The sequence below is a fragment of the Gymnodinialimonas mytili genome, assembly GCF_037544085.1.
Lineage (GTDB): Bacteria > Pseudomonadota > Alphaproteobacteria > Rhodobacterales > Rhodobacteraceae > Gymnodinialimonas > Gymnodinialimonas mytili.
The window spans coordinates 361,460-381,418 of record NZ_JBBIFW010000001.1 but is presented as its reverse complement, the minus strand read 5'-3'; the positions used below and the strand labels follow the sequence as shown (position 1 = coordinate 381,418).

Below are 19,959 nucleotides of genomic sequence, written 5' to 3'. Positions count from 1 at the left end.
CTTCTCCCTCTTGGATGGTGGTTATTCTTTCACCGCCCCGGCGGTCAGCCCGGCGACAATGTATTTTTGCAAGAACAGATAAACGATCAGGACCGGTAGGATGCCGACCAGCGTGGCGGCCATCAGCTCGTTCCACAGCACATCTTCGCGACCGAAGAACTGGAACAGGCCCATGGGCAGCGTGTGCAATGCGTCGCGGGAATTGAACGTCAGCGCGAATAGGAATTGTTGCGCGTAGACGGTCAGGAACATCGTGACTGCCACAACGACCATTCCCGGCAGCGCCAGGGGCAGGACCACCCGGCGCAACGTATAAAACCGCGAGGCACCGTCGACGAAGGCGGCTTCTTCCAGCTCTTTCGGGATACGCAGGAAGTAGGTGCGCATCAGGAAGATACCGGTGGGAATGACGAAGGCGGCGCCGGGGATGATGGTGGCAAAGTACGTGTTCAGGATCTGTAGGGTCAGCATCAGCTTGTAGAGCGGGATGATCAGGACCGCGGCACCGATCATGTTGATCGACAAGAACGCGCCAAGCAAAAATCCACGCCCGCGATAGTCGAACTTGGCGAAAGAATAGGCCGCCGGCACCACGCAGATCAGTGCCAGTAAGGTTGCCGCGGTCGAAATCACCAGCGAATTGACCATGTAGCGCCACAGGCGCGGGACCGAGACCAGCATATCGCTATAGGCCTGAAACGACATATCGCCGCCAAACAGCGAGTAAGGCACGCGGAACACCTGATCGATAGGCCGCAGTGAGACCATGAAGGCCTCAAGGAAGGGCGCCAGAATGAAGATCAGGAAAGCGAGCATTCCGGCATAGATCGCCAGCTTTTCACGGAGGGTGTATTTGTGGATCATCGCTGCCCCTCTTGTTGCCCGACGCGGAACAGAAGCGCCATGTAAGTGGCCGCGAATATCATCAGTACCAGCAGGAACATGACCGCGCGGGCCGCACCCTCGCCAAAACGGAACCGGCTTATCCCGGTTTTGTAGAGGTCGATGATCAGCGTCTCAGTGCTGCCGCGCGGGCCGCCTTCGGTCAGGATCCAGATCACGTCAAAGCTGTTGAAGGTCCAGATCGCGGTCAGCAGGCCGATGGTGATGATCGAGGGCATGATCAGTGGCAGGGTGATGCGGCGGAACCGATAGAACCGGCTAGCGCCATCGGTCCAGGCGGCCTCGTACAGATCCTTGGGGATCGATTGCATCGCGGCCAGCAGGTAGAGCGCAATCAGCGGCGCCCCGATCCAGACATCGGTGATGACAGCCGCCACAAGCGCGGTGTCGCCGCGGGCCAGAAACTCAAACGGGCCGTCGAGCAAGCCGATATATTGCCCGACGCCGGAGATCATGCCGAATTGGCCGTTATACATCCACGACCACATGAAGACCGCCATCGGGATGGGCACGATCCAGGGCGGCATCAGCAGCACCCGAAAGGCTGTGCGTCCTGCCACCGCTGCGTTGAGCAACACGGCCCCTGCAAGCCCGACAAGCAGCTTCAAGGACACGCCCATGATCATCCACAGAAAGGTGCGGCCGAGGATCTCCCAGAAATCGTCCTCGAAGATCTCAATGTAGTTTTCGAACCCGACATTGCGGACCCGGGGCCTGAGAGAGGCATTGGTGAAAGACAGTCGGAAGGTTTCGATCAAGGGCCATGCCACAATGATCAGGATGATCACCAGCGCCGGGACCAGCAGCAGAAACGGAAAAAGCTCACGCCGCCGCATCATGCCGCCTCCGCGCTTAGGGCGGCGTCGAAGTCTGACCAGAAGGGGGCCAGGTCTATGATTTGACCTTGCGCCCGGGCGCGGTCCATCGCCATCGCGGTCACCCCGGCCTCCAACGCGTCTGTCATGGTCAGCGGCAGGCTGTCGCGCGCCCCGCGGACGTAATCCATCACATCGCTGGCCATCGCCGCATCGGCGCCATAGTGCCCGACCATTTGCCCGTCTGCGAACGCTTCCGCATCCACCAGCTTTGCGCCGCTATCTGAGCTGGTCACACGGAAGGTGTTGCGAATGAAATCCCCCTCCGCCATGCCGTCGCGCCCGATCACCGCAAACCGGCGAAACTCGTCCGGCACGTTAAGATTGGTGTGAAAGGACAGCGCCGCGCCATTGGCATAGCGCACCAGACCGACCTGATAATCGACGATATCCCCGTCGCCGCCAAAGGCGTCCGCCACGCCGTTCCAGCGCGGCGTCATCGCCGCGAGGTAGCCGGGGGCGGCTTCGGGGCGGTGATCGGGCAGGTATTTTTTGCGCCCGCCAAAGCTGGCGATCTGCATTGCCCGCGCGCCCACAACGCCTTGATAGAGGTCGAGATCGTGGCAGCACTTTTCCAGCATGAAGCCACCGGACAGACGGCTGTCCCGCCGCCAGTCGCGCATGAAGAACGATCCGTGATAGGGGCCGATATGCTCGCTGGCCTCAATCGACATGATCTCGCCCAATGCGCCGTCGGCCTGCGCCTGTCTCAAAGCGCGGTAAAGCGGGGCGTAGCGCAGAACCAGGCCAACCATAACACGCCGGACACCGTCATGCCGCGCGGCCAGCCGAGCCAGCTCCAGCGTTTCGTCTTCGGTGATGACCAGCGGTTTTTCGGCGAAGATATGTGGCGTGTCGCTTTGCAACGCTTGACGCAGATGGTCGAGATGCAGGTGATTTGGCGAGCCAATCATCAACATGTCGAAAGTCTGATCCAACATCTGCTCCGCAGTGTCGTAGCGGGTCGGCGTATGGCCAAGCGCGCCAAGGGCGCCCATCCGGTCATCCGAGGGGTCGGCGACGCCGGTCACGGTCAGATCCGGCGCGGCCGCCTGGAAATGAGGCATCAGGCTGGCAATGCGTGCGCCTAGGCCGATGATCCCAACTCTCATGCGACGGCCCCTGCATCGGTCAAGGCGCGGCGCATTGCGCGGACCAGATCAACGCTTGTCTCGGAATGGGGCGGGATGCCGATGGCCTCGGCGCTATGGGCTTTGCCCGGCTGCGAAGCCGAGCCATGGATGGCATCAATGCCGAGACAGGCGATATCGGCCACGTGTTCAGGGCGGATGCCGCCACCTGCCATGATTTCGATGCGTCCGCCCGCCGCCTCAACCATGGCCGCGATTCGGTCGAGGCCGGTTGCCGCGGTGCTGGCTCCGCCAGAGGTGAGAATGCGGCGAATACCCAGATCCACGGCGCTTTCCAGGGCGCTGTGCCAATCCGCAACCAGATCGATGGCGCGATGTAGAACGACGGGAATATCACCCGCTGTCTCCACCATTGCGGACATCGCAGCCACGTCCAATGCATGCTCCGCCGTGCACGCCCCGCACACAATCGCATCGGCCCCATTATCGACCAGCGCGCTGATATCGACCAAAAGCGCGGTCAGATCCTCAGGGTCCAGCACCAGCCCGCCCGCGCGGGGCCGGGCCATCGCTGCAATCGGCAACCCGGTCGAACGCGCGGCCGCCATAAGGCCCACGCCGGGCGTCAATCCGCCGAGGGGCAACGCGGCGCAGAGCTCAAGGCGATCCGCCCCGCCTTGCGCTGCCGCAGCAATGCTGGCGGGGCTATCCACGCAGATCTCGATCATTGGTGTTGTCACAAGCCCCTCCTGAGGATTGCTAAAAAAGCTGCCCTGTATTCTTTTGCATTGCAAATGTATTTTTTAGTTGAACTTATTTTTTTGGAGTGAAAAATGAGTTCAACTGGAAAACTCGCTATAAGAGCGGGCAGATTTGCAAGTTGGGATGCGCATGACTGCGGCCGAAAAACCCGAAGATCTGATTGCGGCGATCGCGTCCCTTCGGGGCAGCGGGACCCGTAAGATGCAGGCGATTGCGGCGGCGGCGGCGGATGATCCCGAACGGTTTATTCGCGATTCCAGCAAAGAATTATGCGCGCGCCTGGATGCGTCGGAGCCGACATTGATTCGGTTTTGTCAAAGTTTTGGCTATAGTGGTCTGTCCGATTTCCGCATCGACCTGGCGCTGGCCTATGCGCGAAATCGGCGTGGGATCGGTCTGGTCGAACCCCTGGCCCAGGACCGCCGCAATGTGAATCGTGACGCCAAGATGCTGATCGCGCAGGCGGCCTTGCCATTGATCGCGGGGGATCAGACATTGCTGATCGACAATGGCTCGACCGCGGAATGCTTTGCGGAGTGCCTGGCCGAGGCACAGCCGCTGACCGTGATGACCACAAGCCTCACCGTGGCGCATATTCTTCTGACCCAGGGTCACCATGAGGTCATGCTGACCGGCGGGCGGGTTCGCCCTAATGCGCGGGCGCTGAGCGGGCGTTTGGTTGAGGTCTCTCTGGCTGAGTTCCGCTTTGATACGCTGATCATGGGGGCCGATAGCATCGATCCCAAAAGCGGGCTCAGCACCTTCCGCGAGGATGAGGCGCAGGTCAACCGGGCGCTATTGGCGGGGGCCGAGCGCGCCGTTGCGCTAGCTGACAGCACCAAATTCGGTAAACCCAGCCTGCATCGCATTTGCGGGTTTGAGGCGCTGTCGCATCTCGTGACAAATCTCGATGAGACCGACGACAATTTGGAGGCGATCCGCCAAACCGGTTTGCAGGTCCAGATTGCCCACCCCCACAGCCAGGAGGCCGCGGAATGACCCCATTGGACCAGACAGCAACTTGGGCCGAAACGCATCGTCAGCCCGAGATCTGGCGCGCCTGGGCCGAGCCGCTTGCCGAGAAGGCTGCGGAATTGTCCGGTTGGATCACATCGCGCGGCATAGAAGAGGTCTGGTTGTCCGGCGCGGGCAGTTCCAGCTTCATCGGTCAGATCGCCGCGGCTGAAGCGCAAACGGGCCTGCGGCTGATCCCAGCTTCGACCACCGATATCGTCTCGGCCCCGAAGCCTTGGATTGCGCGGAAAGCGCGGATTTTGTCGATACAATTCGGGCGGTCTGGCGATAGTTCGGAAAGCGTTGGTTTGTTGGACATTCTGGATGCGCATCGCCCGGACATTGATCGGCTGAACATTACCTGCAATCCGAATGGCGCCTTGGCGACACGGCAGGGGCCGGGGCCGGGCGAAAGCCGCGCGCTTGTTTTGCCCGAGGCGACCCATGATGTGGGATTTGCGATGACCTCTAGCGTGACAACGATGCTGCTGTCGGCTTTGGCGGTGCTGGGGCAGATCGATGCATCGGAGGCACTGCCGAAGCTCGCCGATGCGGCGGGGCCGATCCTGGCCGCGCCCATGCTGGCCGACAGGCCACGCCCGGATCGCGCAATCTTTCTGGGCACCGGCGCGATGCAATTCGTGGCGCGCGAATCCGCGTTGAAAGTGTTGGAATTGACCGCAGGCAAAACCATGGCGATCTGGGACAGTTCGCTAGGGTTTCGGCACGGCCCGAAAGCCGCGATCGAAGACGGAACGCAGGTTTACATCCTGCTCCATCCAGATCCGCATTCGCGGGCTTATGACCTGGATTTGGCTGCTGAACTAAAACAACAATTCCCCGATGCCAGCGTCACGACAATTGGGCCGGGCGGTGACATCGCCTATGGCGGCACCGGGCAGGCTTGTGTCGACGCGGTTCTGGCCGTTTTGCCCTCACAGGTGCTGAGCGCCCGGTGGTCTGCGGATCTTGGCCTGCATGTGGATGACCCGTTCCAGGGTCAGGGGCTGAGCCGCGTTGTGGCTGGCGTGACGCTATATCCGCTGCCATGACATTGGGCGGGATCGACCTGGGCGGCACCAAGATCGAGGCGCGGCTGTTCGATGCTGCGGGCGCCGAAACCTTGGCCGTGCATCGCATCCCGACGCCAACCGACAGCTTTGCGTCGCTTCTATCGGCGCTGTCGCAGGTTGTGACTTGGTTAGAGGCCGAAGGCGGCGGCCCGATGCCGATTGGCCTATCCATTGCAGGCATGATCGACCCGGATAGCGGCGTGTCCTTCGCGGCGAACCTGCCCTCCAGCGGCTATGCGATTGCCCATGAGCTAGAGATCGCGACGGGGCGCCACATCTCCGTTCTCAACGACTGCATGGCGTTCACTTATTCCGAGGCGAATGGCGGTGCGGGCGAAGGAGCGCGCAATGCTGTCGGCCTGATCATCGGCACAGGTGTGGGGGCAGGTCTTTGTGTGGATTGCCAGTTGCCGTATCGCCACGGAGGGCTGGCGGTCGAGATCGGCCATCTGGGCCTGACCGCCGCAACCCTTGCGCGCCACGATCTGCCGGTCTTGCGCTGTGGCTGTGGCCAAGAAGGCTGTGTTGAAACCTACGTGGCCGGTCCCGGCCTGTCGCATTTGGCCCAGCTGCGGCTGGGCCGTGCGTTGACACCGCAAGAGCTGTCCGCTGACCAAAGCGCTGAGGCGCAAGCGGTGCTGGAGATTTGGGCCGACTTGGCCGCTGATGCCTTATATGCAATTCAGATCACCTTGGCGCCCGACCGGATCATCTTGGGCGGCGGGCTGTCGAACCTGCCCGATTGTGCGGATCGTCTGACATCCAGCCTTGCGCGCCGCGGCCTGTCGGATGCGCCGCGGCCGCAGATCGTGACCGCGCGGTTTGGCGACACATCGGGCGCACGCGGGGCGGCGCTTGTCGCGAAGGAGCATATGCGTGTCAGAGCTTGACCGGATCATCACCGCCAACCGAACCGCCGGCGGCCCGCCATTGCCGTCGATCTGCTCGGCCCATGGCGATGTGCTGACCGCCGCCTTGCTCCTGGCCGCGGAATTGGACCGGACGTTACTGGTCGAGGCGACGTCGAACCAGGTCAACCATCAGGGCGGCTATACGGGCCAGACCCCATCCGATTTTCTGGCGGCTCAGCGCGCACGGGCCAAGGCGTTAAACGTTGATGCCGATCGGATGATTTTGGGCGGAGATCACCTAGGCCCGCAGGCCTGGAAAAGCGCGCCCCCGGATGAGGCCATGGCCGAGGCTGAGGCGATGATTGCGGCCTATGTGCAGGCGGGATTCACCAAGATTCACCTGGATTGCTCGGAAGGCTGCACCGGTGAACCCGCGCAATTGTCCGATGGTCCAGCCGCCGCCCGCGCTGCGTTTCTGGCCAATGTGGCCGAGACCCATGCGCCTGATCCGGGCGCCTTGCGCTATATCATCGGGACCGAGGTGCCGCCCCCCGGCGGCGCACGCGAGGGCCATGCCGGGATCGATCCGACGCCACCTGATCGTGCGACCGCCACCCTGACCGCCCATGCCGAGGCTTTTGCGGCGGCGGGTCTGGACGCGGCCTTCGACCGTGTGCGCGCGTTGGTGGTGCAGCCCGGCGTCGAATTCGGCCCGGACCACGTGGACCACTTCGATCCGGCCGCGCCGGATCATCTGTCGTCGGTGCTCGATCCGCATCCGCTGCTCTGTTTCGAGGCGCATTCCACCGATTACCAGCATCCGAACGTTTTCGCCGAATTGGCCCGGCGGCGCTTTGCGATCCTCAAGGTCGGTCCAGCGCTGACCTTCGCCTGGCGCGAAGCGGCCTATGCGCTGTCGCATCTGGCCGGATGGCTGGATCGGCCCGTGGACCTGCCCCGTGTCATGGGCGCGCTGATGGAGGCGCACCCCGATCACTGGCGCGGTCACTATCCAGTAGATCAGCCCTTGCTGCGCCATTTCGGCCTGGCCGACCGCATTCGATATTACTGGGCAACGCCCGAGGCGCAGGGCGCGGTGGCAGAATTGCATGGGGCCTTGGCGGACGCGCATTTGCCTCGAGCCTTGGTCACGCAATATGTGCCCGAGGCGACGCTTCAACGGGCTGAAGGGTTGGATCTGCCCTGGCCGCAGGCCATCCTCGTGGCCCATGTGCAGCGGGCGCTGCTGCCTTACTATGAGGCGTCCCCATGCTGATCGGGGCGCGATTTCTTTGGTCGGGCGGCGCATTGGCCCGCGACATGGCGGTGGATTGGCAGGACGGCGCTGTGCGCGCGGTCCGCCCCTTGGGCGGTGATACACCTGATCGGATGGCACATTTGATTATGCCCTGCTTGACGGATCTGCAGGTCAATGGCGGCGGTGGGGTGCTGTTCAACGCCGACCCGACACCCGAAGGGCTCGACGCGATCGCCGACGCCCACGGGCAGCTGGGCACCGGTGCGTTGTTGCCCACCGTGATCACCGACACCGCCGAGGTGATGGAGGCGGCCGCCGACGCCGTGCGCACCCGACGGGACGATCCGCGCATTCTTGGCATCCATCTTGAAGGGCCGCATATCGCTGAAGCGCGCCGTGGGACCCATGACGCTGGTCATATTCGCCCGCTCGACGCCTGGACCGTTACTCTGGTCGAGGCGCTGCGCAACGAGGGGATCCGCGTGAAGATCACACTCGCGCCCGAAATGGCGCCGCTGGATCTGCTCACCCGTCTGGTGGACACCGGCGCGCTGGTTTCCATCGGCCATTCCGCTGCCAGCGCCAAGGCCACGCGAGCCGCGTTGGCCGCCGGGGCAGGGTGCTTCACGCATCTCTATAATGCGATGCCGCCGATGACCTCGCGCGATCCGGGCCTATTGGGCGTGGCGCTGAACGCCGATTGCCCGGCGGGCATCATCGCCGATGGCATCCACGTGGATTGGGATATGCTGCGCATCGCGGTCCGTGCACGACCCGGGCCGACCTTTGCGGTGTCCGATGCCATGCCAACCGTCGGCGGGCCCGATCACTTCACGCTTTATGGGCGCCGGATCGAGGTGCAGGAGGGACGTTTGGTTAATGATGAGGGCTCTCTGGCCGGAGCGCATATCGACATGGCGCAATCCCTGGCGAACCTGGCCGGTCCGGCCGGGCTGCCCCTGGATCTGGCCTGCGCGATGGTCAGTGACCGTCCGCGCGCCGCTCTGGGTCTGCCCCCGCAAATCATCGCGCCTGAAGGGGAGGCGTTTTTGTGTTTCGATGCCGAGTTCGAGCGGATGGTGTCAGAGCAATGAGCCAATTTTTCTTGGACCAAGCCGCCTTGTCCGAAGCCGAGGCGGATGCGCCGGGGGGTGGTATCCGCTTCACCATCTTCAATTTCAGCGGCGAGGATATCGACGCTGTGCGGTTCGCCTATACGGGGGTGATGCGCCCATTGGCGGCGCCCGCAGGCGCGGTGCGTGTGACCGGGGGCTGCTTTGTCGAGACGCTCGGCAGCTACACGGCCATCGCGCTGGACACGCAGATCAAAGCGGGAGCGCAGCATGAGGTGACGCTGCGCGGCATGGCCTATCCCGCAACGGCGCGCGCGCGGGGCGCAATCACGGCTTGGCTTGAAGATGCATCTGGCACGACGATTGTGATGGATGTGGGCGATGTCTCACCCTCGAAAACCCACGATGCCACGCCCGCTGCGCTTCCTGCCGGACGGATTGAGCTGCCGCTTGGTCTGCTCCCATGGCCCCGTGCGGTCTCGGTTGAGGATTGGTGGGACAGGCCGCACCGCTATGCGCCCGCCAATGACACCACCGGCAAAGCGATGGCGCAAGTTGCCGCGTTGCATCGCCGCTTGTTCCCAACCGAGCCGTCGCCGTTTCAGATCAAGGCGCGCCACGATACGGTCGCGGTCGTCGCGGCGGAGGATCGGGGCCTCGACCCGGGCGCTTTCGTTTTGGAGTTCGGGTCAGAGGTCAGCCTGCGCCACAAAGATGCGGATGGGCTGCGGCACGGCATGGTCACCCTGGCGCAGATTGGCCATGCGGCGCTGATCGATCCGGCGTTTCGGCAGCCGAAAGGCGGGCAAATCAACGATGCGCCACGCTTTGATTGGCGCGGATGCCATCTGGACGTCGTGCGCAGTTTCCATGGGATCGAAACGATCAAGCGCCTGCTCGACATCATGGCCTGGCTGAAGATGAATTGGTTCCACTGGCATGGCACCGAGGATGAGGGGTGGCGGTTTCCGTCGCGCGCTTTCCAAGGCCTGAACGCGCTGGCCAATGACAGGCGGCGCGACTCCGATCTGCGCCCGCAATATGGTGACGGGCCCGAAGGCAGCAATGTCAGCTATAGCGCCGAACAGGTGGCCGAAATCATCTCTTATGCGGCGGATCTGGGCATTCAGGTCATGCCCGAGATTGAGATCCCGGGCCATGCGACGGCGCTGCTGAATGTAGTCGAGGGCCTGCGCGACCCGGACGAGCCGCCGGAAAGCTATCGCTCGGTCCAAGGTTTTCCAAACAACGCCCTGAATCCCGCCTTGCCGCGCAGCTATGAGGTGGTCGAGGCTTTGTTGCGTGAAACGGCTGAGACGTTTCCGGGGCCGGTGCTGCATATCGGGTCGGACGAGGTGGAACAGAAAGCCTGGCGTCACTCCCCCGCGGTGCGGGCTTTGGCCGAGGCCGAAGGCCTCAGCAGTGCGATGGAATTGCAGGCCCATTTCTTGCGCCGCGTACAGAAGATGGTCGTTGGCTTGGGCAAGACCTTGGCGGGTTGGGATGAATGCGCCGAAGGCGGCGGGATTGCGCCCGACGACACCATCCTTTTTGCCTGGCGCAACAAGGCAAAGATGGCCGAGTTGATCGGACGCGGCTACGACGTGGTGGCGACGCCCGGCCAGGCCTATTACCTGGATATGATGCAGCGCGGTGGTTGGGATGGCTATGGGATCGGTTGGGCGGGTCTGGCCGACCCTGAATCCACCTACTGCTATGATCCGGGCGCTGACCTGCCGGACGGCCCCGGGCGGCTTTTGGGGGTGCAGGCCTGTATCTGGACCGAGTATTTGCCGACAACCGCGCATCTGAATGCGATGATGTTCCCGCGTCTGGGCGCCATCGCGGAGGCAGGGTGGACCGCGCAAGAGGCGCGCGATTGGTTGTCATTCTGTGCCCGTCGCCATCTGGTGCCGCAGCTATGACCAAGCGGGTCGCCATTGGCGGGTTGCACACCGAATGCTCCAGCATGAACCCGCTTTTTCAACAGGCATCCGACTTTAAGCGCATCGTTGGTGAGGATCTGCTTGCCCAGATCCCCTTTGACTTCGACGCTGAAGGTCTCACGCCGCTGCCTCTGTTTCAGGATCGCTCGGTGCCCGGCGGGCCGGTCGCGCCCGAGACCTATGCCGCGCAGCGCGACGCGTTGTTGACGGCGATCAAAGACGCGATGCCGCTCGATGCTGTGCTTCTATTGATGCATGGCGCGATGTTTGTGCCTGGGATTGGTGACCCTGAGGGCGAGCTGATCAATGATATCCGCGATATCATCGGGCCAGAGGCGATGCTTGCAGGCTCGTTCGATCTGCACGGGCAAATCACGGCACATTTGACCGACGCGCTGGACATCTTCGCCGCCTACCGGACTGCGCCCCATGTGGATGTGGCCGAAACCCATCGCCGCGCGGCGGCCATGTTGGCGCGCGCGCTGCAGGGTGGCCCGCGGCCGTCTGTTTATCGGCGGGCGGTACCGCTGCTGATGTCAGGTGAAATGTCGTCCACCTTTGTCGAGCCCTGCGCGAGCCTTTACGCGGCCTTGCCAGAGCATGATGCGCGCCCCGGCATCTGGGATGCCAACTTGATGATCGGCTATGTCTGGGCCGACATTCCCCGCGCGACGGCGGCGGCTGTTGTGACGGCTACGGATGCCGCGGCGGGGCAGGCGGCGGCGGATGACATCGCGCAAAGCTATTGGGATGCGCGCCACGATCTGACCTTCGATATGGACAGCCTGCCGCTGGATGAAGCCCTCGCGGCGCTGCCCGACGGCGGTATCCTGGCCGATAGCGGCGATAACCCCACCGGCGGCGGCGTCGGGGACCGTGCGGATGTGCTCGAGGCATTGCTGCGCAGCAATGTCGAAGGCGCGGCTTTGGTCGGGATTGCCGACCCCGCGGCATTCTCGGCGCTCCAGGCGGGCGGACGCCAGATTGACACCGGTGGCAGCCTTGGCGGCGGGGGCCCGTGTGTCCGTTTGCAGATCGAAGGCGTGCGCTTCGCGATGGACTGCGCGGTGGCGCAGGTCGGTGGCGTGACTGTGGTGATCTCGGAAAAACGACGCCCGTTCCACAATCTGGAGGATTTTGACGGTCTTGGCTTGGACCTGGACGCCATTCGGCTGCTGGTGGTGAAATCCGGCTATCTCTCCCCCGATCTGCGGGCTTTGCCGCGCAGGCAGATCATGGCCCTGACCGATGGGGCTGTGAACCAGGACATCGCGGCGTTGCCGAACCACCATCGTCCCAGACCGACCTGGCCAATGCAGCGCGATTTCGACTGGTCGGCGTATGAATGATGGTACAGCTCGCTAGAAAAGCAGGTTCATCACCGACAGCGAGACGATCAGAAACAGGATCGTCATGACCCCGCCGCTTTTCATGAAGTCGACCACGCGATACCCCGCCGGGCCCATGATCAGTGCATTCACCTGATGGGTGGGGATGATGAAGGAGTTCGACGTGGCGATAGCCACGGTCAAGGCGAAAATCGCGGGATCGCCGCCCGCGGCAATGGCGATTGAAATGGCGAGTGGCACCAGCAAAACAGTGGCCCCGACATTTGACATGATCAAGGTGAATACCGTGGCCAGAACGGCGATCCCCGCCTGTAGCGACCAGATCGGCCAACCCTCCAGCAGCGACAGCACCTGTTGCGCGATCCACCCGGCAGTGCCGGTATTTTGCACGGCCTGACCCAGCGGGATCAAAGAGGCGAGCAGGAATACCGTGCTCCAACTGACCGCACGGTAGGCGTCATCGATGTCCAGCACCTTGGTCAGCACCATGCCAACCGCGCCCGTCAAAAGGCATAGTGACAACCGCATATCTGTGAAGATGATCAGGGATATCGAGATCAGGAAAAACAGCAATGCCCAACCGACTTTCTTCGGGCGCAATTCCTCTTGCGGGAAATCTGTGGTCACCACCACGAAGTCGCGATCCTTGGTCAGCCGGGTCAGCGCCTCCCATGTGGAGTGGATGACCAATGTGTCGCCCGCATGGAATGGCACCTCGCCCACTGCCGTTGGCTCGTGCTCCTCCGTATCGACATAGCTGAGCGTTTCGCCGTCGCGATGGATCGCCAATAGACTGGCGCCATAGGTCTTGCGAAAGACCAGATCATGGGCGCATTTGCCGATCACGGATGAGCCGGGCGGAACCACCATCTCGGCGACGCCCGACTTCGTGGGCGCATAATCCTCGGCAAACACATCCAGACGGTCATGCAGAATATAGCCACCTTCCTCTGCCATCTGGCGCACGACCTTTTCACGGCCAAGGACGGCGATGCGGCAGGGGGCCTCGATCTGCGTTTGAATGACGGGCGCAAACCAACGCTTCCCGCGATACGCACTGCCGATGATGTACACATGATAGCGCTGCATCACCTCGTCGAAAGTGTCGCCGACGCAGGAATGATCCTCCGGGATGGTAATCTCGAAAATATCGGTCTTCAGGCCGTAGATGGTTTTTAGGTAATCCTTCAGGGATTGCCCGCTTGTCGCGTCTTGGCCCCGTTGCCCGCTGGGCAAGACCCAGCGGCCGAACAACGTGAAGTACAAGATCCCCGTCAGCACCAGCGACACACCGATAGGCGTGACCGAGAACAGCCCAAAGGGCCGCATTTGCTGATCTTCGGCAAGGGTCTGGTTCGCGCTGAGCAACAGGTCATTCAGCAGGATAAGGGGGGATGAGCCTACCATTGTCATGGTGCCGCCAAGGATCGCGCAAAACCCCATCGGCATCAGCAACCTGCTCAGCGGCAATTCCGTACGTACGGAGATCCGGCTGACCACTGGCAAAAACAGGGCGGCGGCCCCTACATTTTGCATGAACGAAGAGATGACCCCAACTGTGCCAGAGATGATCGGAATGATACGCCGTTCGGTCCGTCCGCCATGCCTGAGGATCAGCGCGGCGACCTTGCTCATCAATCCGGTCTTGTCCAGGCCCGCGCCGATGATCATCACCGCGATGATCGACACGACGGCGTTGCTGGCCAGCCCGTTGAACAGGACGCTGACATCGGCCAGGTTCGACAAGGCCGGGAGCTGACTGAGAAGCCCCAGCAAGACCATGACCATGATCGCGGCCAGATCCACCCGTACGATTTCTGAGACAAACAAAAAGACCGTGAATGCCAGCAGGCCAAGCACCACCGACATTTCCAACGTAAGACGTATTTCTTCCAAGTGCGGCCTCCCGGTTCAATTCTTATACAGGGAGGTGTGGAGGCGCAATAATGTGACGCTTCACTTATGTGCATGCCATGTGTCTTCACAGAACATTTGCCGTCCGCGAAGGCGGGCATAGGCGCCATTTCGGGCCGAGAGTTCGGCTTGCAAGCTGTCTTCGATCAGGTGGCCGACCTCCAGCACGACGATCAGGTCAGCGTCTCGGAGGCTCAGTAATCGGTGTGCGATGACAATGGCGGTGCGCCCGATGGCCGATGGGTCAAAGGGATCGCATGCCACTTGGCGGTTTTTGTCTTGTCCGACGGTGAAATCCCTATGGCGATACCAGCGACCATAGTCGCGTCAGACGCGGTCATGTCCTGACCAGCAATTGCGAAAGCCTGCCTGCGCTATGCAGCCGACAGTTTTCTGGCTGGCTCTCGGGTTTGCGCCGTCACTTGGGCAAAGGGTCAGCGTTTTGCCATCCCGCCAAGACCAACGGTGTCTTTGGTCGCGGGACACGGGGTGCGCTGAAAGGTTTTTGGCGATTTGCCTGAATGGCTAAGCATTCTTGGGCCAATTGCCCACCAAAACGGCTCGATCCCGACGAAACGCATCTCAATTCCCCGCACGCGTGCAGAATGGTTGAAACCGAGGCCCATCGGCGACTAAGGTCACGTAACAGCGCATCGGCCTGCACAAACGGGCTGCAATAAGCGCAAGACAACAGGGGAGAGGCGTTTGACCTCAAACGGGACGTCGGCGTTCGTCGCCTTTGAACGCGTGCAGAAAAGCTATGATGGTGAGATTCTGGTGGTCAAGGACCTCAATCTGTCCATCGCGAAGGGCGAATTCCTGACCATGCTAGGCCCATCTGGGTCGGGCAAGACAACCTGCCTGATGATGCTGGCCGGGTTTGAAACGGCGACCCACGGCGAAATTACGCTCGACGGCAAGCCGATCAACAATATCCCGCCCCATAAGCGCGGCATCGGGATGGTGTTTCAAAACTACGCGCTGTTTCCGCATATGACGGTGGGCGAGAACCTCGCCTTTCCGCTGGAAGTGCGCGGCATGGCGAAATCGGAGCGCGAGGACAAGATCCTGCGCGCGCTGGATATGGTGCAGATGCGTGATTTCATCGGGCGACGCCCGGCGCAGCTATCGGGTGGACAGCAACAGCGGATCGCCCTCGCCCGCGCATTGGTGTTTGAGCCCGAATTGGTGTTGATGGACGAGCCGTTGGGCGCCCTCGACAAGCAATTGCGCGAGACCTTGCAATTCGAGATCACCAATCTGGCCCATGAATTGGGGATCACGACGGTCTATGTGACCCACGACCAGACCGAAGCGTTGACCATGAGCGACCGCGTGGCTGTGTTCGACGATGGCCGCATTCAACAATTGGCTGCACCCGATACGCTCTATGAACAGCCGCAGAACAGTTTCGTTGCCCAGTTCATCGGAGAGAACAACACCCTGACCGGGAATGTCAGCAAGATCGACGATACGATGTGCGAGGTCACCCTGGATGGCGGTGAGGTCATCGATGCGGTGCCGGTCAATGTCAGTGCCGTGGGCGAAAAAACCCAAGTGTCGATCCGTCCCGAACGTGTCGAAATGAACCGCGACCGCCTGCCCGAAAATGCCCATACGTTGAAGGCGGAGGTGAAGGAATTCATTTATATGGGGGATATCTACCGCACCCGCCTGAGTGTTGCTGGGACGGATGATTTCATCATCAAAACCCGAAATGCCCCCGATCAGCGCAGACTGACCCCGGGAGAGCAGATCGAGATCGGCTGGCGTCCACAGGATTGCCGCGCGCTCGATGCCTAAGGCCTTTGGCCAAATCCAAAGATCAAAAAAAGAAGTCCAACCAAGGAGAAACCACATGAAATTGAAAAGCTTGATGCTTTTGACAACCGGCGCAACGCTGGCTGCCACCGGCGCGATTGCCGATGGCCATATGGCCGATTCCATGACCCTTGTGTCCTGGGGCGGCGCCTATCAATCCAGTCAGATCAACGCCTATTCGGATCCCTACCAGGAGATGAATCCGGGCGTTGAGGTGATCTGGGACGAAAGCTCCCCCGAAGCCGTTGCGCGCCTGCGCGCCATGGAAGAGGCGGGCAACATCACCTGGGACCTGGTCGATGTGGAAGCCGCTGACGCGATCCGCCTGTGCGATGAGGGCCTGGCGATGGAGATCGATCCCGACGAGATTCTGGCCGCGGCCCCCGATGGCACCTCGGCCACCGATGATTTCGGCGACATGCTGGTGTCTGATTGCTTCATTCCGCAGATCGTCTTTTCGACCGTTGCTGCTTATCGCACAGATCTGATGCCCGAGGGTGCGGAGCCGCCCCAGGGCGCCTGCGACCTGTTCGATCTTGAGACCTATCCCGGTCAGCGTGCACTGAACCGTCAGCCGATTGCCAATATGGAATGGGCGCTGCTGTGCGATGGCGTTGCCTATGAAGACGTCTATGACGTGCTGGAGACCGAGGAAGGCATCGCGCAAGCCTTCGCCATGCTCGACACGATCAAGGATCAAACGATCTGGTGGTCATCGGCGGCCGAAGCGGTACAGCTTTTGGCGGATGGTGAGGTTGTGATGGCGACCTCGTTCAACGGACGCTGGTTCTCGGCGATTGAAGAGCAGGGCCAACCCATCGCAATGGCATGGGAATGGCAGATGTTGGATCTGGACGGTTGGGTGATCCCCAACGGTCTGCCTGAGGATCGTTTGGCGCGGGTTCTGGATTTCGTCGAATTCGCGACCGACACGCAGCGCCTGGCAGATCAGGCGGCCTATATCTCCTACGGTCCGGCGCGGGCCTCGTCAGCGCCGCTGGTGGGTCAACATGCCGAATTGGGTATCGATATGGCGCCTCATATGCCGACTGATCCGAACAACGCCGAAAACACCTTTGTTAACAACTACCTGTGGTGGGCCGATTATCGCGATGATCTGGATTCGCGGTTCCAGGCCTGGCTGGTTCAGTAACCTGATCCTGTGATCCCTGCCGGGGCGGAGCCTGTCGCCCCGGCATCCCAAACCAAAGAGGCGCAAGATGCCCAAAGGCTATATTATCGGCCACATCACGGTGAACGATCCGGAAGGCTACCAGGAATACATCCGGCTCGATACGCCGATCCTGCTGCGGAATGGGGCCAAACCGATTGTGCGCGGTGGCAAATCCGAAATCATGGAAGGCGAGACCTTTCAGCGTCACGTGGTTTTTGAATTCGAAAGCTATGATGCTGCGATGGCGGCCTATAACGACCCCGAGTATCAGGAGGTGGCGGAGATCCGGCGCCGCACTGCCGATAGCGTGATTTTGGTGGTGGAAGGCACCGAATGAGCGACGCGGCCTCTCAAAACGGACCGATGCTTGCCGCCGACGGCACGCCGTTGAAGCGGTCTTTGGCGCGGGCCCTGCGCGCGCAAAAGCTGCGTGCGCTGGCGCTGATCGCGCCGCTTTTGGTGTTTATCCTCGTCACCTTTATCGCCCCGATCGTGGACATGCTGTTTCGATCGGTCGAAAATCAGATCGTGTCCGAGACGCTGCCCCGCACGGTGATCGCACTTGAAGACTGGGATCCGTCAGATCTTCCGTCGGATGCGGTTTATGCGGCGCTGGCCTATGACGTGATGGAGGCTTCCGAGCGGCGGCTGCACACGCGGCTCGGATCCCGTTTGAACTATGAGACAACGGGCATGTCATCGCTGTTTCGCCGCACCGGGCGCGGGGTGGACGATGTCGGCGAGGACTTCGCCGAGCAATTTCACGATCTGGATCCGATGTGGGAAGATCCAGCGACCTTGGCTGCGATTTACGGCGACCCCGATTGGGTCGTGGCGCAAAGTGCGGATCTGGACGGACCCGGGGAGCGGTTCGCATCGAATGCACAGGCCCGGCAATTCCTGCCGGAATCTGCGGATGCGTACCGGTCCTTCGCGCTGACGATCCAACAGCTCGACGATGACAATCCTGCGGCGGAGGAGCCCTGGAACACCTTCTATCTCGCCCTTTGGCGCGATCTGACACTGCTCGATCAGACCGGGTATGATGGGCCAAACGCCGATTTGATCCAAGCCGCCGCGATCGCGGCGCAGGATTTCGACGGGCTTGGCCCGCGCGCCGCCTTTGAGGATATCGATGACGATTGGCTTGATCTTGAGATCTGGGCGACCATCGACGCATTCTCCGATCCCTACACGGCGGGATATTTTCTGGCTGCGATCGATCTACAATTGACCCCACAAGGGGTTGAGGCGCAGCCGGAAGATCAGCGCATCTATCTGTTGCTGTTCCAGCGAACGATCCTGATGTCACTGGCGATTATGATGTTGTGCGTATTGCTGGGATATCCGGTGGCATACTTGCTGTCGAACCTGCCCTCTCGCACTTCGAACCTGCTGTTGATCCTTGTTCTTTTGCCCTTCTGGACCTCGCTTTTGGTGCGCACGAGCGCCTGGAAAGTGCTGCTGCAACAGCAAGGTGTGGTGAATGACGTCCTGGTTTGGTTGGGCGTGGTGGCGGATGGCGCCCGGCTGGCTCTTATCAACAACCAGCTCGGCACGGTCATCGCCATGACGCATATTCTGCTGCCCTTCATGATCTTGCCGCTGTTCTCGGTGATGAAGACCATCCCGCCCTCCTATATGCGGGCCGCGAAATCGTTGGGGGCAACGAATTTCACCGCCTTCCGCCGGGTCTATTTCCCCCAAAGCGTTCCGGGGATTGGAGCGGGCTGTATCCTCGTCTTCATCCTGGCGATTGGTTACTACATCACGCCCGAGCTGGTCGGGGGACGCACGGGGACGTTCATCTCGAACCGGATCGCCTTCCACATCTCCAGTAGCTTGAACTGGGGCCTGGCGGCGGCCCTGGGTTCGATCCTGCTGGCATTGGTGCTGGTGCTCTATTGGCTCTACGACCGGATCGTGGGCATCGACAATGTGAAGCTGGGGTAACGCGCCATGGATACCAAATTACCGCCCTACGCGACGCTCGGCCAGCGGATCTGGTTCTACGGATTTCGCGTACTTTGTGGGTTGATCTTCTTTTTCCTGATCGCACCGATCCTGATCATCATTCCGCTCAGCTTCAATGCCGAGAACTTCTTTACGTTCACGCCGGGTATGCTTGCATTGGACCCCGAGGCCTACAGCCTGCGCCATTATCGGGATTTCTTCACCAATCCCGACTGGCAGCAAGCGTTGTGGAATTCGGTCCGTATCGCGCCGGTCGCGACGCTTTTGTCTGTCAGCCTGGGCACGCTTGCAGCGATCGGGCTGAGCCAAAGCCATGTGCCGTTGAAGGGTGCGATCATGGCAATCCTGATCTCGCCGATGATTGTGCCGCTGATCATCTCGGCGGCTGGGATGTATTTTTTCTATAGCCGTGTGGGCCTTCAGGGCACCTATTGGGGCGTTGTGCTGGCCCATGCCGCCTTAGGCATTCCTTTTGTCATCATCACCGTCACAGCCACCTTGGTGGGCTTCGATCGGTCGCTGACACGGGCCGCGGCAAATTTAGGGGCCAACCCGGTCACCACGTTCTTCCGCATCCAGATGCCCCTGATCCTGCCCGGCGTCATCTCGGGCGGCTTGTTTGCCTTCATCACCTCGTTTGACGAGGTTGTGGTGGTGATCTTTGTGGGCTCCGCCGCGCAACAGACCTTGCCCTGGCAGATGTTCACCGGCCTGCGCGAACAGATCAGCCCGGTGATCCTGGCCACAGCCACGATCCTGGTCGCAGTTTCGATCATTCTGTTGACGGTGGTGGAATTGCTGCGGCGCCGGTCAGAGCGGTTGCGCGGGATGAGCCCGAGTTAACCCATCATGGTTTTGACATCGTTCGCCCGAGATTGGGT

18 protein-coding genes are annotated in these 19,959 nt (G+C 61.4%); 12 read left to right on the top strand and 6 right to left on the bottom strand.

Translation table 11 applies throughout. The annotated features are described in order from the left end of the window. Positions 1-21: 21 nt before the first annotated feature. Genes V8J82_RS01920 through V8J82_RS01905 form a run of 4 tightly spaced genes read right to left on the bottom strand, consistent with a single transcriptional unit; the run spans position 22 to position 3,609 of the window. Positions 22-864 carry a carbohydrate ABC transporter permease gene (locus V8J82_RS01920; RefSeq protein ID WP_339971578.1) on the bottom strand — a complete coding sequence of 281 codons (843 nt, stop codon included), beginning with the start codon at positions 862-864 and terminating at the stop codon, positions 22-24. Further along, positions 861-1,739: a carbohydrate ABC transporter permease gene (locus tag V8J82_RS01915; protein WP_339971576.1), complete on the bottom strand. Its 879-nt coding sequence runs from the start codon at positions 1,737-1,739 to the stop codon at positions 861-863. The genes V8J82_RS01920 and V8J82_RS01915 overlap by 4 nt, the downstream gene beginning before the upstream one ends. Further along, a complete protein-coding gene (locus tag V8J82_RS01910; protein WP_339971574.1) occupies positions 1,739-2,890 on the bottom strand; it encodes a Gfo/Idh/MocA family protein in 1,152 nt (383 codons plus the stop codon). The genes V8J82_RS01915 and V8J82_RS01910 overlap by 1 nt, the downstream gene beginning before the upstream one ends. After that, positions 2,887-3,609 (bottom strand): copper homeostasis protein CutC, encoded by a 723-nt coding sequence (locus V8J82_RS01905; protein WP_339971572.1) that lies wholly within the window; start codon positions 3,607-3,609, stop codon positions 2,887-2,889. The genes V8J82_RS01910 and V8J82_RS01905 overlap by 4 nt, the downstream gene beginning before the upstream one ends. 145 nt (positions 3,610-3,754) lie before the next feature. On the opposite strand from V8J82_RS01905, the gene V8J82_RS01900 reads away from it, so the two are divergent. From V8J82_RS01900 to V8J82_RS01870, 7 genes are read left to right on the top strand one after another with little or no spacing between them, the layout of a single operon-like run. Continuing rightward, the gene (locus tag V8J82_RS01900) at positions 3,755-4,630 is read left to right on the top strand and encodes a DeoR/GlpR family DNA-binding transcription regulator (protein WP_339971570.1); all 876 of its coding nucleotides are present in this window, start codon (positions 3,755-3,757) and stop codon (positions 4,628-4,630) included. Beyond that, positions 4,627-5,697 carry an AgaS family sugar isomerase gene (locus tag V8J82_RS01895; protein ID WP_339971568.1) on the top strand — a complete coding sequence of 357 codons (1,071 nt, stop codon included), beginning with the start codon at positions 4,627-4,629 and terminating at the stop codon, positions 5,695-5,697. Before V8J82_RS01900 ends, V8J82_RS01895 begins: the two co-directional genes overlap by 4 nt. Next, positions 5,694-6,608 carry an ROK family protein gene (locus tag V8J82_RS01890; RefSeq protein ID WP_339971566.1) on the top strand — a complete coding sequence of 305 codons (915 nt, stop codon included), beginning with the start codon at positions 5,694-5,696 and terminating at the stop codon, positions 6,606-6,608. The genes V8J82_RS01895 and V8J82_RS01890 overlap by 4 nt, the downstream gene beginning before the upstream one ends. Next, positions 6,595-7,845, top strand: a complete 1,251-nt coding sequence (locus tag V8J82_RS01885; RefSeq protein WP_339971564.1) for a class II D-tagatose-bisphosphate aldolase non-catalytic subunit — start codon at positions 6,595-6,597, stop codon at positions 7,843-7,845. The genes V8J82_RS01890 and V8J82_RS01885 overlap by 14 nt, the downstream gene beginning before the upstream one ends. Next, a complete protein-coding gene (locus tag V8J82_RS01880; RefSeq protein WP_339971562.1) occupies positions 7,839-8,921 on the top strand; it encodes an N-acetylglucosamine-6-phosphate deacetylase in 1,083 nt (360 codons plus the stop codon). The genes V8J82_RS01885 and V8J82_RS01880 overlap by 7 nt, the downstream gene beginning before the upstream one ends. Beyond that, positions 8,918-10,825 (top strand): beta-N-acetylhexosaminidase, encoded by a 1,908-nt coding sequence (locus tag V8J82_RS01875; RefSeq protein WP_339971560.1) that lies wholly within the window; start codon positions 8,918-8,920, stop codon positions 10,823-10,825. Before V8J82_RS01880 ends, V8J82_RS01875 begins: the two co-directional genes overlap by 4 nt. Then, a complete protein-coding gene (locus tag V8J82_RS01870; RefSeq protein WP_339971558.1) occupies positions 10,822-12,195 on the top strand; it encodes a M81 family metallopeptidase in 1,374 nt (457 codons plus the stop codon). Before V8J82_RS01875 ends, V8J82_RS01870 begins: the two co-directional genes overlap by 4 nt. Before the next feature lie 12 nt (positions 12,196-12,207). On the opposite strand, the gene V8J82_RS01865 is transcribed toward V8J82_RS01870, so the two are convergent. Both V8J82_RS01865 and V8J82_RS01860 read right to left on the bottom strand, forming a co-directional pair. Then, complete coding sequence (locus V8J82_RS01865) at positions 12,208-14,091, bottom strand: SLC13 family permease (RefSeq protein ID WP_339971556.1); 1,884 nt, start codon at positions 14,089-14,091, stop codon at positions 12,208-12,210. Between the two features lie 60 nt (positions 14,092-14,151). Further along, positions 14,152-14,373, bottom strand: coding sequence for a hypothetical protein (locus V8J82_RS01860; protein WP_339971554.1), 222 nt, complete (start codon positions 14,371-14,373; stop codon positions 14,152-14,154). Positions 14,374-14,814: 441 nt separating this feature from the next. Between V8J82_RS01860 and V8J82_RS01855 the strand changes: the two genes are divergently transcribed. The 5 genes from V8J82_RS01855 to V8J82_RS01835 all read left to right on the top strand — a co-directional run bounded on the left by V8J82_RS01855 (position 14,815) and on the right by V8J82_RS01835 (position 19,921). Further along, positions 14,815-15,912, top strand: coding sequence for an ABC transporter ATP-binding protein (locus tag V8J82_RS01855; protein ID WP_339971552.1), 1,098 nt, complete (start codon positions 14,815-14,817; stop codon positions 15,910-15,912). Positions 15,913-15,967: 55 nt separating this feature from the next. Continuing rightward, positions 15,968-17,083: an extracellular solute-binding protein gene (locus tag V8J82_RS01850; protein ID WP_339971550.1), complete on the top strand. Its 1,116-nt coding sequence runs from the start codon at positions 15,968-15,970 to the stop codon at positions 17,081-17,083. 67 nt (positions 17,084-17,150) lie between these two features. Further along, positions 17,151-17,441: a DUF1330 domain-containing protein gene (locus V8J82_RS01845; protein ID WP_339971548.1), complete on the top strand. Its 291-nt coding sequence runs from the start codon at positions 17,151-17,153 to the stop codon at positions 17,439-17,441. After that, positions 17,438-19,057 carry an ABC transporter permease gene (locus tag V8J82_RS01840; protein WP_339971546.1) on the top strand — a complete coding sequence of 540 codons (1,620 nt, stop codon included), beginning with the start codon at positions 17,438-17,440 and terminating at the stop codon, positions 19,055-19,057. The genes V8J82_RS01845 and V8J82_RS01840 overlap by 4 nt, the downstream gene beginning before the upstream one ends. 6 nt (positions 19,058-19,063) lie before the next feature. Then, the gene (locus V8J82_RS01835) at positions 19,064-19,921 is read left to right on the top strand and encodes an ABC transporter permease (protein WP_339971544.1); all 858 of its coding nucleotides are present in this window, start codon (positions 19,064-19,066) and stop codon (positions 19,919-19,921) included. The last annotated feature ends 38 nt before the right edge of the window (positions 19,922-19,959 follow it).

What these genes read in the sequence shown, in the direction of transcription:
- V8J82_RS01920 (WP_339971578.1), bottom strand. Translation starts at nt 864, where the DNA reads ATGATCCACAAATACACCCTCCGTGAAAAGCTGGCGATCTATGCCGGA.
- V8J82_RS01915 (WP_339971576.1), bottom strand. Translation starts at nt 1,739, where the DNA reads ATGCGGCGGCGTGAGCTTTTTCCGTTTCTGCTGCTGGTCCCGGCGCTG.
- V8J82_RS01910 (WP_339971574.1), bottom strand. Translation starts at nt 2,890, where the DNA reads ATGAGAGTTGGGATCATCGGCCTAGGCGCACGCATTGCCAGCCTGATG.
- V8J82_RS01900 (WP_339971570.1), top strand. Translation starts at nt 3,755, where the DNA reads ATGCGCATGACTGCGGCCGAAAAACCCGAAGATCTGATTGCGGCGATC.
- V8J82_RS01895 (WP_339971568.1), top strand. Translation starts at nt 4,627, where the DNA reads ATGACCCCATTGGACCAGACAGCAACTTGGGCCGAAACGCATCGTCAG.
- V8J82_RS01890 (WP_339971566.1), top strand. Translation starts at nt 5,694, where the DNA reads ATGACATTGGGCGGGATCGACCTGGGCGGCACCAAGATCGAGGCGCGG.
- V8J82_RS01880 (WP_339971562.1), top strand. Translation starts at nt 7,839, where the DNA reads ATGCTGATCGGGGCGCGATTTCTTTGGTCGGGCGGCGCATTGGCCCGC.
- V8J82_RS01875 (WP_339971560.1), top strand. Translation starts at nt 8,918, where the DNA reads ATGAGCCAATTTTTCTTGGACCAAGCCGCCTTGTCCGAAGCCGAGGCG.
- V8J82_RS01870 (WP_339971558.1), top strand. Translation starts at nt 10,822, where the DNA reads ATGACCAAGCGGGTCGCCATTGGCGGGTTGCACACCGAATGCTCCAGC.
- V8J82_RS01850 (WP_339971550.1), top strand. Translation starts at nt 15,968, where the DNA reads ATGAAATTGAAAAGCTTGATGCTTTTGACAACCGGCGCAACGCTGGCT.
- V8J82_RS01845 (WP_339971548.1), top strand. Translation starts at nt 17,151, where the DNA reads ATGCCCAAAGGCTATATTATCGGCCACATCACGGTGAACGATCCGGAA.
- V8J82_RS01840 (WP_339971546.1), top strand. Translation starts at nt 17,438, where the DNA reads ATGAGCGACGCGGCCTCTCAAAACGGACCGATGCTTGCCGCCGACGGC.
- V8J82_RS01835 (WP_339971544.1), top strand. Translation starts at nt 19,064, where the DNA reads ATGGATACCAAATTACCGCCCTACGCGACGCTCGGCCAGCGGATCTGG.